Source organism: Antrihabitans stalagmiti (genome assembly GCF_016482825.1).
Lineage (GTDB): Bacteria > Actinomycetota > Actinomycetes > Mycobacteriales > Mycobacteriaceae > Antrihabitans > Antrihabitans stalagmiti.
Genome location: NZ_JAEMNV010000003.1, coordinates 712,193 through 724,885, shown reverse-complemented (window position 1 = coordinate 724,885; position 12,693 = coordinate 712,193). Strand labels below are relative to the sequence as shown.

The following is a 12,693-nucleotide window of genomic DNA, read 5'->3' as shown; positions in this document are numbered from 1 at the left end:
CTCAGTAGCGCACCTCGTAGGTCAGATGTGTGGCGCGATTGCCCTTCCGGATAGTCGGATTCTCCAGTCGCACAGGCTTGTTGGCGAGATTGGCGAAGTACGGTTTGCCGGATCCCAACAGGTAGGGCACCAGGTCGACGCTGATCATGTCGAGAAGCTGGGCATCGAGTGCCTGCTGCGCGATGGTCGTGCTGGCGATGACGACGTCCTTGTCGCCCGCGAGTTCCTTCGCTTTCGCGATCGCCGCCTCGATACCGTCAGTGACGAACGTGAACGGCGCGTCCTGATGCGGCCATTCCTCGGCGGTCGGGACGTTGTGCGTCACAACGACTACGGGGACGCCGACAGGATGCGACCCACCCCAGCCCTGCGTCAGGTCGAACAGCGTCCGACCGGTGACCAGCGCGCCGATGCCTGCGACTACCTGCTCCATCAGCTCGGCGTCTTCGTCCGACTGGTTGAATGTGACGCCATCGTTCGCGGTCTTCGTCTCGACCGGACCCGACGTGTACCACTCGAAGAGCTGGTCGACGCTACCGTGGGCATCCTCGATGAAACCGTCCAGCGACATCGACATGTTGGAAAATACGCGTCCCATGGTCTCTACCTCTCGTAGGTGATCACTCGGTCCGAGCGATCCGCACCTACAGGTCGGAGTCGGGGTCGACACTTCGACATCCATCCGCGAGTGGGCTTTCGCTGCGGCATCGTTCGAGTGGAATTCACAGCCATTGCCCACTCGGCAAGCTCGGTGCCAACTCAGCCCATGCCGATGGACTGGTGGTCGGGCTCGATGAGAGCGGCAACCCGCACCTCGTCGCGAGGGTAGGTCTGACCTGTGTACTTGAGCGCAATTCGGTCGACGATGGCCCAGCCTGCGTCACCCTCCACCCATTCGACGACCCTGCCTCGTAGGATGACGGGCTCGAACGGGTTGTCGGGCGGCGTCAACGACAGTGCAACACGTGGGTCGCGCCGCAGGTTGCGAGCCTTTCGCGAACCGGGCCCGGTGAAGATGGCGATGTGATCGCCTTCGGTACCGATCCATACGGGAACCGAATGGGGTCCACCGTCGGGAAGGACGCTGGCGACGTGGGCGAGCGGATTGCCGTCGAGTACAAGCCGGATGTCTGGTTCGATGGTCATGACCGTTCCTTTCGGGGTTCCTTCAGAAGACCCCACGACGGTAACATCCAGAGTTCCCTCAAGGAACCCCAATTGCTAGACTGACTCCATGCAACGCACGAACTTCCAGGACATGGCCTGCTCGATCGCCAGGACCCTCGACGTCGTCGGCGAGCCCTGGTCACCACTGATCCTGCGAGACGTATGGGCAGGATCCACCCGATTCGATGCGATCCAAACCGACCTCGGAATCTCGCGCAAAGTGTTGACCGAGCGGCTGAACCATCTCGTCGACAACGGCGTGCTCGACCGCCGACCGTACGACCGGCGACCACGCTACGAATACGTGCTGACCGAGAAGGGCACCGAGCTCATCGACATGCTGATGGCGATGGCCAACTGGGGGGATCGGTGGCTTGCAGGCGACGCCGGTCCACCTGTGCTCTATCGCCATCACACCTGCGGTGAGATCGGCAGAGTGGATCAACGGTGCAGTCACTGCGGAGAGCCGATCCACGCGGACAACGTCGACCTGCTGCCAGGTCCCGGCGCGGCTCCGTCACCCACACCGAACTAGCGAGCCGCCAGTTCCACTTCCCGCTCGACCTCTACGCGGCCACCCCAGGCGGCCAGTGTCCCGCCGGGCCTCGCAAAGAAGGTCGCGTAGAAAGCGCAACCGAACGCCGCGACCGTACCGATGAGAAGGAAGCCACCGAGTTCCGGGTATTCGGCGAGTTGCACCGGCAGGTAGCGGAACGACAGCAACTGCGCCGCGAAGAGCAAGGTGCCGCCGGCCACGAGCCGGAAACGGAACCAACCCCAACCACGTTCGGGATCACGCAGTGCAGCCTCGACGGTCAGGCAAAGCACAGCGCCCGCCAAGAGATCGACGCCGTAGTGATAGCCGAATCCCAACGTCGCGACAAGCGTTCCGACGAGCCACACGGTGCCGAACAGCCGCACCCACCATGGACCCGACCGGGAATGGATGAACAGCGCGAGCGCCCACGCGGTGTGCATACTCGGCATGCAGTTGCGCGGTGTGAAGTCGTCGAACAGCATCGGCTGCGGCGTCAGGTCGAACGGCGGCTGACCGCCTGGCCAACTATCGGAAATCTGGAACCCGGCACCGTCCGCACCGAAGGCGAACACCGGACCGACAAGCGGGAAGATCAGGTAGAACACCGGCCCGATGATGGCCAGCACCATAAACGTGCGAACGAGGTGATGCGTCGGCCACGCGAAGGGATTCCGACCGACGTGGCGCAACTGCCAGAAGGCGACCAGCATCGCAGCGATCGGCAGCTCGAAATAGATCCAGTCGATGAACGCCTGACCGACCGGCCCGAGTGCGTCCATCAGCCGCAACGCAGCCCACGACGGGTTACCGAGTGCGTGGTCGGCAAGTTGGGTGTATTCGTCGAGCACCATCGGCCGCGTGATCGCCGATATCTGCAGCCAGGTGACGGCGACCTTCGACGCGACGATCAAAAGTGCGCCGAACGCAACGCCGCGTAGCGCGCTGGCCTTCTCGGCACCCATCCACCGCACAGCGGCAACGACGGCGATCGCCGTCAGCACGATCAGCGGACCGTTTCCGAACGTGAACACGCCGCCACGCAGGACGCGCTCGAGCATAAATACGAGGTCGATCCCGATCGCGGCAACAAGTGCGATGGCGCGTCGGCGATTGTCGAGACCGATCAACGCCAGACCGAAACCGGCCCACGGCACAGACACAGCCTTGGGTGTCGCGATGTAATCGCTGATCAGACTATGTATCGGGCCTTGAAATCCGAAATGCTCCGCGGCGAGTTGGACGCCGATCATCAGAGCCGCGCAGGTACCGATCAAGATCAAGACAAGCGTCAGCGACGCCTTCGAACCCGGGAACCCCCCCTTCGGGGCTTTGAACAGCACCCGAACATAGTAAACGGCAGATGAACAAAGACCGTATTCGTCGAGCGTCCGAGCTAAACGGTGTCTCTGTCCGATGTAGCTTCGACAGGACGCCGACCCCAGATTCCGAGAGTCGAGTCCGGTCTGGCGTAAAACGTTGCGTAGAAAGCGACGACAGCCGCTGCCATGGTCGCAACGAGCAGCGGACCCGCAATTTGGGCGTATTGCGCCATCTGCACCGCGAGGTATCGAACCGCCCACATCAGCACGAGCATCAACACCGCGAAACTGACGACCAGTCGAATCCTGAACCAGCCCCAGCCTCGATCGGAGTCACGCAGCGCGCTCTCCACGCAGAGAAAGAGGAACGCGCCCGCAAGCAGATCCACGCCGTAGTGATAGCCGAAACCCAGTGTCGCGGTGAGTGTTCCGACCAACCAGAAGGCACCGAGGTAGCGCAACCACCGAGGTCCGCCGCGGGAGTGCACGAAGATGGCGAGTGCCCAGGCCGTGTGCATACTCGGCATACAGTTGCGCGGCGTCTCGTCGTCGAAGGGGATCTCGACGGGGTTCACGTCGATTGTCGGCACGATGTGCGGCCAGATGTCGGAGACCTGATATCCGTTGCCCTCGGTCGAAAAGGCGTACACCGGACCGACGAGCGGGAAGACGAAGTAGAACAGGGGTCCGATCATCGCCATCACCAGGAAGGTCCGGACCAGATAGTGACTCGGCCAGTACTCCGGCCCGAGTCGAATGTTGCGGAGTTGCCAGAACGCCACAACCATGGTGGCAAGCGGTAACTCGTTGTAGACGACGTGGATGATGCCGTTGCCCACCGGTCCGAGAGCGTCGACGACCTGAAAGACCAGCCAGGACGGGTTGCCGAGCGCGTGGTCGGCCACCTTCGCGTATTCGTCGAGCACCATCGGTCGGGTCAACGCCGTCAGCGGCAGGAAGGTTGCCGCGACCTTCGCCGCAACGATGAGCAGAAAGCCGAGCGCGCAGGCGCGCAACGCAGCCACCCGCTCGTGGTCCGACCAGCGCACGGCGGCGTAAATAGTGAGCACCGTCAGCACGATCAGCGGTCCGCTGCCGAGGGCAAGCCGATTGCCGATGATCAGACGAATTCCGAGGACGACGATGTCGACGACAAGAGCCGCCGAAAGGGCAATGGTTCTGCGCCGATTGCTCAGCCCGACCATGGCGACCGCGAGACCAGCCCACGGCACCGACCACAGCGCGGGCGTCGCGCCGTATTCCCTGATCAGACCCCAGATCGGACCGACAAGACCTTCTCGGGTCGCAGCGATCTGCAAACCGATCAGCAGGATGGCGCCGCCGACAAGAGCAGCGATCACCGCGACGGATGATCGCTCCTTGTGCACAGCTCCCCCATGCATGACCTTGTTCGACACATCGAAATAATAAGCGAGCGTTCACCGCTGATTCGCCGAGACGCAACGGACGCGCCACGCGACCGGCAGCCGGAACACCTCGATCACATCACGAATCGAGCTCCCGGACGAGTGAGTTCACCACAGCGACCAGATCGCCGTTCGCGTCGGCCGCGACCTGGCGTTGCCGCTGGTAGGACGCGCCGCGACGAGGGATTTCGGCAACCTTGGCCAGCTCGTCGGAGCAACCCAACCGCACAGCCGTCGGGGCGAGACGTTCCAGCAGATCGTCGAGATCGGCGGTGATGAGCCTCTCGTTGCTATCCGCATCGAGAATGATCTCGGCATCGAGCCCGTAACGCGCGGCCCGCCACTTGTTTTCCTGCACGTGCCACGGCGGAATACTCGGCAGTGTCTCGCCGTCTTCCAGCCGACGGTCGAGGTCGACGATCAGGCAATGAATCAGGGCAACCAACGCCGCGAGTTCCGACCGAGTCGAGACACCGTCGCAAACACGGACCTCGATCGTGCCCCACTTCGGTGCCGGCCGGATGTCCCAGTGCATACCGCCGAGTTGGTCGATCACGCCGGTTTTGAGCTGGTCGTGAATGAACGATTCGAACTGCGACCAGTTCTCGAATTGGAACGGCAAACCGGCAGTCGGTAGCTGCTGAAACATCAAGGCGCGATTACTCGCGTAGCCGGTGTCGGCGCCGGCCCACATCGGTGACGACGCGGACAACGCAAGCAGGTGCGGGTATTGCAGCAGCAGCGAGTTGAGGATCGGAAAGACCTTCTCCCGATGCGACACCCCGACGTGTACGTGCACACCCCAGATGAGCATCTGACGTCCCCACCACTGGGTGCGCTCGATCAGCTCGTCGTAGTGCGGCGATCGTGTGAGCTGTTGAGTGGACCACTGTGCGAAAGGATGTGTTCCGGCGCAATACAAGTCGACACCGAGTGGGTCGGCTGCCCGGCGGACGACGTCCATCGTCGCGCCGAGTTCGCCGATAGCTTCCCCGACCGTGTTGTGCACGCCGGTGACCAACTCGACGGTGTTGCGCAGCAATTCCTTCGTGACCTGCTGTGTGCCGTCGTGTGCCCGCAATTCACCTACCGCGTCGAAGACGTCCGAGGCGTTGTTGACGAGATCACGTGAGGTCTTGTCGACGAGCGCGATCTCCCATTCCACACCGAGTGTGGGTCGCGGAGACGCTGCGAACGGGACTTCGCGAACGCCTGACACTCGCTCTACCCGATGACGCCGCAGGCAACGCGAGTGCCAGCGTCACCGGTCTTGAGGGTCTCCTCGTCCGGTGCGGGCGCGTAGCGCTCTGGGATGTTCGCGAAGTTGTCGGCGCCGGAGTGCACGATCACCGCTTTGCCGTCGATGTCGTCGAGAGTGAAGGAATCCGACGTGGTGACGAGTTCGACAGTGCCGTCTTTACGCACCTGCAGCGAGGTCAGGTCGCCCGTGGCGGGGTGTCCGGTGGCGCCGTCCTTCTGGAAGTGGCCGCCAGCGGAATTGAAGTTGCCGACCTCGCCATCGGGAGCTGCGGAGTTCGGCTTGCACTCGGCACCCTGGTGGATGTGGAAACCGTGGAAACCTGGGGTCAAGCCGGTGGCGTTCACCGCGATCTCGACGTACTCACCGTCCGCGGTGAAGGTGACGGTGCCGAGCTTCTTCCCGGTCGCGTCGGTCAGATCGGCGATTCGCGACGTGCTCGAACTCGACGAAGAGCCTTCGGGGTTGTTGTTCTCCGTTGCGGACATGCCGCCCTCTTGAACCTCGGCACTCGGCGCAGCGGAGCTTGTGAACGGAGCCGGCGTCGTTCCCGGCTGGTCGCTCGCCACCTGGCCGTTGCTGCATGCGGCAAGGCCGAGTGCGGCGACCGCCGCGAATGGCGCCGCAATACGCCAAGATGCACGAACAGGTGTGGACAAAGCCATTCGAACCGCTCCTCTACAGGTGGGCAAGCCAAGAGCATCTGGACATGGTGGAAATGGACATGATCCAAGTGGACTTGATCATAGACGTGGGAAAAGTAGGTCGGACCGAAAGGTGGTCGAGCCGACCGAAGTCAGCTGGTGATGATGACGATGACGCCGGCCGGTTCACCGACGATGTCGGCGAAGCGTGGCTGCGCGCTGACGCCGAGCTCTTTCGCTATCTCTTCGGCAGCTTCCTTTTCACCGGATGTCTTGCCGTAGTAGACGGTTGTGGTTGCGACGTCCGTGCGGCTGTAGTTCGCACTTTCGACATTCGTCCAGCCGCTACCGGTGAGCGTTGTCGCCGTCTTGGCGGCGAGACCGGTGACGTTGCTGTTGTTGAGGACCTGCACCGAGATCGCTTTGTCGACCGAACCCGCGGCTCGTGACGTCGAGGTCCCGGAGCTTGCCGAGGCGGTGGTTTCGTCCGACGACGTAGCCGATGTATCGGTAGCCGACGAGCCGGTCGTTGCCGCGGGCGGCGTGGCGTTGCCGACAGTCGCTGCAGTGGTGGTCGCCGAGGTGTTGTCGGTCGCGGCCTCGTCGTCGCCGGAATTACTCAGGGACAAGGCTCCCAGACCGCCGAACACGATCGCCAGCGAGATGAGAACCATCGCAAGCGCACGAAGTGGTGGCCCACCGGAGGGCTGATTCGAGTTGCTCACTTCTCTGACACTAATCGACGGTCACGGTCGGTGACGGTGTTGCGCATCCCTCGGCCCTACCGCGTCAGACCTCGAACCCGAGTCGACGAGCGGCACGAGCCTTCTGCCTACTTGCACGCAGTCGACGCAGCCGTTTGACGAGCATCGGGTCGGCTGCGAGAGCCTCCGGGCGGTCCACCAAGGTGTTGAGCACCTGGTAGTAGCGCGTGGCCGACATGTCGAACAGCTCTTTGATCGCTTCTTCCTTGGCGCCGGCGTATTTCCACCATTGGCGCTCGAAACTCAGAATGTCGTGTTCCCGACGCGTGAGACCGTCTTCGCCGCGTTCTGTGGCGTTCGCCGAGTTTCCCGCTGCCCCAGGCTGATTCCGGCTGCGCGCTGCTGCGCTGTCCATCTCACTCCTTGATAATCACCGTCGCTCCGCTCGCTCGGCGCGGCGAATTACACAGTTGTTCTTCGACGCTCATTCAACCATGACCGACCTCTTGTCAACGGGGTTGTGGCGTGCGCGTCGGAAATTCCGATGCCCGCGTGCCCAGTATCCTTGTCAACCATGGCAATTCTTCCGATTCGCATCGTGGGTGATCCGGTCCTTCACGAGCCAACCGAGCAGGTCACCGAAACACCGGCAGAACTCGCGGAGTTGCTGGCCGACATGCGCGAAACCCTCGCTGCCGCGAACGGAGTCGGGTTGGCGGCCAATCAAGTCGGCGTCGGACTACGGCTGTTCATCTACGACTGCCCTGACCTCGACGAGAACGACAAGCCACGCAGACGCAAGGGCGCGGTGATCAATCCGGTGCTGGAGACCTCGACGATTCCAGAAACGATGCCCGACCCCGATGACGACGACGAAGGTTGCCTCTCGGTTCCTGGCGAGCAGTTCCCGACCGGACGCGCCGACTGGGCTCGCGTCACAGGCACCGACGCCGACGGCGAACCAGTTGTCGTCGAAGGCACCGGCTTCTTCGCGAGAATGCTCCAGCACGAGGTCGGTCACCTCGACGGGTTCCTCTACACCGACGTGCTCATCGGCCGAAACGCCCGCGCCGCAAAGAAAGCCATCAAACGGAACGGCTGGGGGGTGCCCGGACTGAGCTGGCTACCCGGCACCGTCGAAGACCCGTTCGGTCATGACGACTGACCCTTCGGTCGGCTCACGAGTAGTACTTCGATACCGACTGCCGGAGGGCTACAGCCATCCGATGACGGACGTCATCGGCGAATTGCTGTCACTCGATCCGCCGACCGTCAGGACGGCGAACGGTGAAACGGTTCGCATCGCGGCCGACCGTGTCGTCGCGTTGAAGACGTTGGGTCCCAGGCCGATCCGGACAAGCGAGATCCGCAACCTCGAAATCGCTGCCGCCGACGGCTGGCCGGGAACAGAGCAGGAATGGGTCGACGGCTGGTTGCTGCGATCCGGCGCCGGCTTCACCGGACGTGCCAATTCCGCTGCGCCGCTGGAGACTTCGGCAGACACGTCGAGCCTGGGGACCATCGGCAAGTGGTACGCCGACCGCGGCCTCGGTGTGCGACTACTCCTTCCCGACCGCCTCGGCACCGTCCCACCCGGCTGGCAGACCTGGGACGAGGTGCACGTCCTCGCAGCCGACATAGCCAATGTGCCGCTGCCCGACGGACCCGCAATGGCGACCATCACCAAGGAGCCGGGCTCGGATTGGCTTTCGCTCTACCGGTATCGCGGCTCCGTCCCGCCTCCCGAGGCGATCGAGGTGCTGACAGCGGTCCGCAGCGGCGTGCTCGGGTTCGGCCAACTCGGCGGTGTCGGCGGGTACCCACTCGCGATCGCTCGTGCCGCGGTCACCACCGCACCGGATGGTCGGCGGTGGGTCGGGCTGACCGCGGTGGAGGTGGCAAAGGAACACCGCAGGCATGGGCTGGGAACGCTGCTGTGCGCGCGGATGATTCGCTGGGGCAAAGAGCAGGGCGCGACGCATGCCTACCTACAGGTTGCCGTCGACAACCGGCCCGCGGTCGCAATGTATCGCGCCATCGGTTTCATGGAGCATCATCGATACCGCTACGCGGCGCCTGCCGATCGATAGAGCTGTGCCAGACCGACAGGAGACGGGACATGCGGATTTCGCGGATCACATTCGGGATCACATGCATTGCAGCGCTGGCAGTTTCGGCCTGCGGTTCGGGTGACTCGGGGTCGGCCGCGGTGAGCGAGACCGAGTTTATCCTTGCCGAAAGCGGCACGGCGACGACGAGCCCGGCGACTGCGACACCCGAAAGGCTCACGTTTCCCGACGCCACGTCCGCGTCGGGAGCGTTGTCCACCGAAGGTCCGTGTGCCCTTCTGACGGCGGCTGAGATTGCGGCAGCCACAGGCGAAGCGCCGACCTACTCGAGCGTCGTGCGTAAGACCGAGTGCCGTTGGCAGCCGAGTGAGGCCGATCCGACGCCGATCGTCGACATCGAGACCGAAGCGAAGTCCGCAGACGAGTTCGACACAGAGAAGTCGCTGTACGGCGACCCGACTCGTCCCGCTCCGAACCTGGGTTCCGACTCGTTCATCGGAGCACTCGATCAGGCTGCCTACTGGCTGCAGGACGGCACCATGTACAAGGTCTGGATTCAGGTCGATCTGGCCGACGACAAAAAAGAAAAGGCAGCCGTCGAACTCGCTGAAGCAGTTGCAGGGCGGGTCGGCTGAGGCCAGTGTGTGCCACGAGCCACAGACAAGTAACTATCGGCGCGTTGCCGACGACACTCTGTTAGACCACCTTGCTCAGCTACAGGTAGTCGACACGCACCTTGGACCCCGGTGCGTTGTTCTGCTGACTACCGGGCAACTCCAGAGGATCTCGTGAACAAGCACACCGAGTACGACCCCGCGATGGCACCTGCAATGGCAGTCCTCACCGCTGCCTACGGACCAGGCGGTCCGTCCGAAGCAGCATCGATCGCCCGCCAGTACGTTCTCGACGGCGAGGTCGGCGATGCCCGAGATCTGCTCTACTGCCTACTCGACCTGTCGTCGACGCTGTTACGCCGACTCGACGACGGAACCGCAACCAGCCACGACGCCGCACTTCGTGAACTCGGCCTGCAAATCGTCGCCGACCGATCTGCGGCGTGAGTAGCCGACACGCAACTTCGGTAGGTCAGCGCTGGTCGACGTATTCGTAGTAGGCGTCCCCTCCGACGGGTTCACCGAGGTGGTGGCCGCTGTAGGTGTATCCGCCGATCCAGCCGCGACCGAGTCCGTAGATGAGGTCGGTGTCGGTTGTGCCCACGATCTCGGTGACGACCGCGTCGCCGTCGGTGATCCGCCACCGCAACTCGTGCGGGATTCGGGTTGCGTCACCGTCGGGAGCTAGTTGGGGTCGATCGCGATAACTCAGCACGTCGAACTCCACTCCGTGCACCCAGCGGTCGTGGCGGCCACCGATCTCCTTGTAGTACGCAGACGTGAGCAGGTCTTGGCCGAACATTTCGGCGCTGGCGAGCATCAACAGCGCTTCGGGGCCGACCTTGATGACGTGGTAGGTGAAAAAGGTCCACGGCAACTTCATCTGCGCGGGGAACGGGCGACCCAACAATCCAGGCAAACTGAGCAACCGTGCGTGTTCCAACGAGAGCACGCCATCGACCTCGGTGGACTCGCCGCGGTAGGTGAGGGTGCCGCGATAGCGCGCCGGAAAACCGACGTGGTCGTAGATCGGGCTGCGGGCGAACCAGGTGATCTCGTCTGTTGCCGCGACCTCGATGTCGAGTGTGAAGTCGGGCCGTTGGACGGTGATCCGGTAGTCGGGGAACCGGCCCTCGATGCGGAGGTCGTCGCCGAACCGCAGCAGGGAGCCGTCCTCCCGCAAGTCACAGTCGTCTTCGATCGAGTAGCTGCAGAAGCCGTCCGGGGCGGTCGCAGCGGTTCCGAGCGCAATCGTTGCGGTGTTGCGAGGTGAGCCGTGGACGGCATGGTCGATGTCGAAAGCCCGCGTACCGACCCCGCCGATGATCACCGCGCAGCCGAGATAGCGGTGCGGCGCGGGTAGATCGGGGATGACCACGTTGTAATGGCTTGCCCCGTAGCGGCGGTCGGCCGTGTGTGGGAGCAGCAGTTCGCCGCTCGGCAGCGGCGCGTCCGTACTCGCGTGACTGTTCAAGATCTTTCGAAGCGCCGGCACGGCGAGCAGCCGGGCTGCGAGGTCGGTCGGTGATTCTGACATCGAGTACCTCTGATCGAAATCTGTTGTCGACAGCGAGTGCATCGCTACCGGAGTAGTTGAGAAGAGTATTCCGTCATCCGATCCTCGGGAGACTCGGATGCTGCGTCAGCGCCTCGCAACTGACAAGATCCCTGAGTGCTCAGACTCGCTACGTGGAACGTCAACTCCGTACGCTCTCGACTGGATCGCGTCATCGATTGGCTGGACCGGTCCGACATCGACGTCCTCGCGCTGCAGGAGACGAAATGCCGCGACGACCAGTTTCCCTACGACCGCTTCGACGCGGCCGGCTACGAGGTCGCTCATGCCGGGATCAATCAGTGGAACGGCGTTGCGATCGCGTCACGCGTCGGTCTGGAGGACGTACAGATCGCCTTCGACGGCCAACCCGGATTCGATCGCGACGCAGCCGACACGCTGTTCGCCGAACCGGTCGTCGACTCGCGCGCAATCGCAGCGACCTGCGGCGGCGTCCGGGTGTGGAGCCTGTATGTACCCAACGGTCGGGCAGTGACCGATCCACACTTCGAGTACAAGCTCGATTGGCTTGCGCGACTTCACGACAACGCCGAGAAGTGGCTCGTCGACAACCCTGCCGCTCAGATCGCACTGGTCGGCGACTGGAACATTGCGCCGACCGACGACGACGTCTGGTCGGTCGAATATTTCGCCGACAAGACACACACGACGCCGCAGGAACGCGCGGCGTTCGACGCCTTCGTGACCACCGGATTCAGCGACGTCGTCCGGCCCTACGCACCTGGTCCCGGCGTGTTCACCTACTGGGATTACACGCGGCTGCGATTCCCGCGCAAGGAAGGGATGAAGATCGACTTCGTGCTCGCCTCACCCGCGTTGGCAGCACGAGCGACGGCCGCGCTGATCGACCGCGAGGAACGCAAAGGCACCGGGGCCAGCGATCACGCACCCGTCGTCGTCGAATTCGAGTAGCCGGGCTACTGCGCGGGTTCCAGTGGCTCGAACAGAGCCCCTTCGAGTGCGGACATCCCAGCCATCAGCGCCGCTCGCTGCGACTTGTCCAATCGCTCCAGAGCAACGGCGAAATTCTGAATACGAGACGACGTCAAGCCGTTGACCAGCGCTTCGCCACTGTCGGTCGCTTGCAGGAGCGAGGCACGGCCGTCATCGGGATCGGCCTGTCGCACAACGTAACCCGACTTCTCGAGCGCGGTGACGATCCGCGACATCGTCGGTGGCGTCACCCGTTCCGCAGCGGCGAGGTCACCGAGCCTTGCGGGCCCACTGCGAGTAAGCGTCGCCAGCGCGGACGCAACTCCGGGACTGAGTGATCCCGCGTCACCGGATCGGCGCAATGCCCGGGTTATCCGACCGAGCGACAAGTACAACTCTGCTGCTTCCCCAAGAGCCTGCTGGTCCATTTGTCCGATTCTCGCG

16 protein-coding genes are annotated in these 12,693 nt (G+C 63.4%); 6 read left to right on the top strand and 10 right to left on the bottom strand.

What is annotated here, in order from left to right:
• Position 1: 1 nt before the first annotated feature.
• The gene (locus JGU71_RS12135; RefSeq protein ID WP_199704361.1) at positions 2-598 is read right to left on the bottom strand and encodes a dihydrofolate reductase family protein; all 597 of its coding nucleotides are present in this window, start codon (positions 596-598) and stop codon (positions 2-4) included.
• Between the two features lie 161 nt (positions 599-759).
• Positions 760-1,146 (bottom strand): PPOX class F420-dependent oxidoreductase, encoded by a 387-nt coding sequence (locus tag JGU71_RS12130; protein WP_199704360.1) that lies wholly within the window; start codon positions 1,144-1,146, stop codon positions 760-762.
• A gap of 88 nt (positions 1,147-1,234) precedes the next feature.
• On the opposite strand from JGU71_RS12130, the gene JGU71_RS12125 reads away from it, so the two are divergent.
• Positions 1,235-1,702 carry a winged helix-turn-helix transcriptional regulator gene (locus JGU71_RS12125; protein ID WP_199704359.1) on the top strand — a complete coding sequence of 156 codons (468 nt, stop codon included), beginning with the start codon at positions 1,235-1,237 and terminating at the stop codon, positions 1,700-1,702.
• Here the strand turns inward: JGU71_RS12125 and JGU71_RS12120 are convergent.
• The 6 genes from JGU71_RS12120 to napA form a co-directional block, all read right to left on the bottom strand.
• The gene (locus JGU71_RS12120; protein ID WP_199704584.1) at positions 1,699-2,955 is read right to left on the bottom strand and encodes a phosphatase PAP2 family protein; all 1,257 of its coding nucleotides are present in this window, start codon (positions 2,953-2,955) and stop codon (positions 1,699-1,701) included. The genes JGU71_RS12125 and JGU71_RS12120 overlap by 4 nt on opposite strands.
• 143 nt (positions 2,956-3,098) lie before the next feature.
• Positions 3,099-4,427: a phosphatase PAP2 family protein gene (locus JGU71_RS12115; protein WP_199704583.1), complete on the bottom strand. Its 1,329-nt coding sequence runs from the start codon at positions 4,425-4,427 to the stop codon at positions 3,099-3,101.
• Between the two features lie 103 nt (positions 4,428-4,530).
• Positions 4,531-5,670 (bottom strand): glutamate--cysteine ligase, encoded by a 1,140-nt coding sequence (locus JGU71_RS12110; protein WP_199704358.1) that lies wholly within the window; start codon positions 5,668-5,670, stop codon positions 4,531-4,533.
• 5 nt (positions 5,671-5,675) lie between these two features.
• Positions 5,676-6,374: a superoxide dismutase[Cu-Zn] gene (gene sodC / locus JGU71_RS12105; RefSeq protein WP_199704357.1), complete on the bottom strand. Its 699-nt coding sequence runs from the start codon at positions 6,372-6,374 to the stop codon at positions 5,676-5,678.
• Positions 6,375-6,505: 131 nt separating this feature from the next.
• Positions 6,506-7,078, bottom strand: a complete 573-nt coding sequence (locus JGU71_RS12100) for a LytR C-terminal domain-containing protein (RefSeq protein WP_372433156.1) — start codon at positions 7,076-7,078, stop codon at positions 6,506-6,508.
• Positions 7,079-7,142: 64 nt separating this feature from the next.
• Positions 7,143-7,472 carry a nucleoid-associated protein NapA gene (gene napA, locus JGU71_RS12095; RefSeq protein WP_199704356.1) on the bottom strand — a complete coding sequence of 110 codons (330 nt, stop codon included), beginning with the start codon at positions 7,470-7,472 and terminating at the stop codon, positions 7,143-7,145.
• Between the two features lie 159 nt (positions 7,473-7,631).
• Between napA and JGU71_RS12090 the strand changes: the two genes are divergently transcribed.
• The 4 genes from JGU71_RS12090 to JGU71_RS12075 all read left to right on the top strand — a co-directional run bounded on the left by JGU71_RS12090 (position 7,632) and on the right by JGU71_RS12075 (position 10,187).
• The gene (locus tag JGU71_RS12090) at positions 7,632-8,222 is read left to right on the top strand and encodes a peptide deformylase (protein ID WP_199704355.1); all 591 of its coding nucleotides are present in this window, start codon (positions 7,632-7,634) and stop codon (positions 8,220-8,222) included.
• A complete protein-coding gene (locus JGU71_RS12085; protein ID WP_199704354.1) occupies positions 8,212-9,147 on the top strand; it encodes an N-acetylglutamate synthase, CG3035 family in 936 nt (311 codons plus the stop codon). The genes JGU71_RS12090 and JGU71_RS12085 overlap by 11 nt, the downstream gene beginning before the upstream one ends.
• Positions 9,148-9,176: 29 nt before the next feature.
• Positions 9,177-9,761, top strand: a complete 585-nt coding sequence (locus tag JGU71_RS12080) for a hypothetical protein (RefSeq protein ID WP_199704353.1) — start codon at positions 9,177-9,179, stop codon at positions 9,759-9,761.
• Between the two features lie 153 nt (positions 9,762-9,914).
• Entirely contained in the window at positions 9,915-10,187 is a 273-nt protein-coding gene (locus tag JGU71_RS12075; RefSeq protein ID WP_199704352.1) for a hypothetical protein, read from the top strand.
• A gap of 25 nt (positions 10,188-10,212) precedes the next feature.
• Here JGU71_RS12075 and JGU71_RS12070 read toward each other — a convergent pair whose 3' ends face one another.
• On the bottom strand, positions 10,213-11,277 hold the full coding sequence (locus JGU71_RS12070) for a DUF6670 family protein (protein ID WP_199704351.1): 1,065 nt from the start codon (positions 11,275-11,277) through the stop codon (positions 10,213-10,215).
• 135 nt (positions 11,278-11,412) lie between these two features.
• Here JGU71_RS12070 and JGU71_RS12065 point away from each other — a divergent pair, with 135 nt between their 5' ends.
• On the top strand, positions 11,413-12,228 hold the full coding sequence (locus JGU71_RS12065; protein ID WP_199704350.1) for an exodeoxyribonuclease III: 816 nt from the start codon (positions 11,413-11,415) through the stop codon (positions 12,226-12,228).
• A gap of 5 nt (positions 12,229-12,233) precedes the next feature.
• Here the strand turns inward: JGU71_RS12065 and JGU71_RS12060 are convergent, their stop codons facing one another.
• The gene (locus JGU71_RS12060) at positions 12,234-12,677 is read right to left on the bottom strand and encodes a MarR family winged helix-turn-helix transcriptional regulator (RefSeq protein ID WP_199704349.1); all 444 of its coding nucleotides are present in this window, start codon (positions 12,675-12,677) and stop codon (positions 12,234-12,236) included.
• Positions 12,678-12,693 lie beyond the last annotated feature (16 nt).

Excerpts from the sequence above, each read along its gene's own strand:
- JGU71_RS12135 (WP_199704361.1), bottom strand. The coding sequence starts at position 598 with ATGGGACGCGTATTTTCCAACATGTCGATGTCGCTGGACGGTTTCATC.
- JGU71_RS12130 (WP_199704360.1), bottom strand. The coding sequence starts at position 1,146 with ATGACCATCGAACCAGACATCCGGCTTGTACTCGACGGCAATCCGCTC.
- JGU71_RS12125 (WP_199704359.1), top strand. The coding sequence starts at position 1,235 with ATGCAACGCACGAACTTCCAGGACATGGCCTGCTCGATCGCCAGGACC.
- JGU71_RS12120 (WP_199704584.1), bottom strand. The coding sequence starts at position 2,955 with ATGATCGGCGTCCAACTCGCCGCGGAGCATTTCGGATTTCAAGGCCCG.
- JGU71_RS12115 (WP_199704583.1), bottom strand. The coding sequence starts at position 4,427 with ATGCATGGGGGAGCTGTGCACAAGGAGCGATCATCCGTCGCGGTGATC.
- sodC (WP_199704357.1), bottom strand. The coding sequence starts at position 6,374 with ATGGCTTTGTCCACACCTGTTCGTGCATCTTGGCGTATTGCGGCGCCA.
- napA (WP_199704356.1), bottom strand. The coding sequence starts at position 7,472 with ATGGACAGCGCAGCAGCGCGCAGCCGGAATCAGCCTGGGGCAGCGGGA.
- JGU71_RS12090 (WP_199704355.1), top strand. The coding sequence starts at position 7,632 with ATGGCAATTCTTCCGATTCGCATCGTGGGTGATCCGGTCCTTCACGAG.
- JGU71_RS12085 (WP_199704354.1), top strand. The coding sequence starts at position 8,212 with ATGACGACTGACCCTTCGGTCGGCTCACGAGTAGTACTTCGATACCGA.
- JGU71_RS12080 (WP_199704353.1), top strand. The coding sequence starts at position 9,177 with ATGCGGATTTCGCGGATCACATTCGGGATCACATGCATTGCAGCGCTG.
- JGU71_RS12070 (WP_199704351.1), bottom strand. The coding sequence starts at position 11,277 with ATGTCAGAATCACCGACCGACCTCGCAGCCCGGCTGCTCGCCGTGCCG.
- JGU71_RS12060 (WP_199704349.1), bottom strand. The coding sequence starts at position 12,677 with ATGGACCAGCAGGCTCTTGGGGAAGCAGCAGAGTTGTACTTGTCGCTC.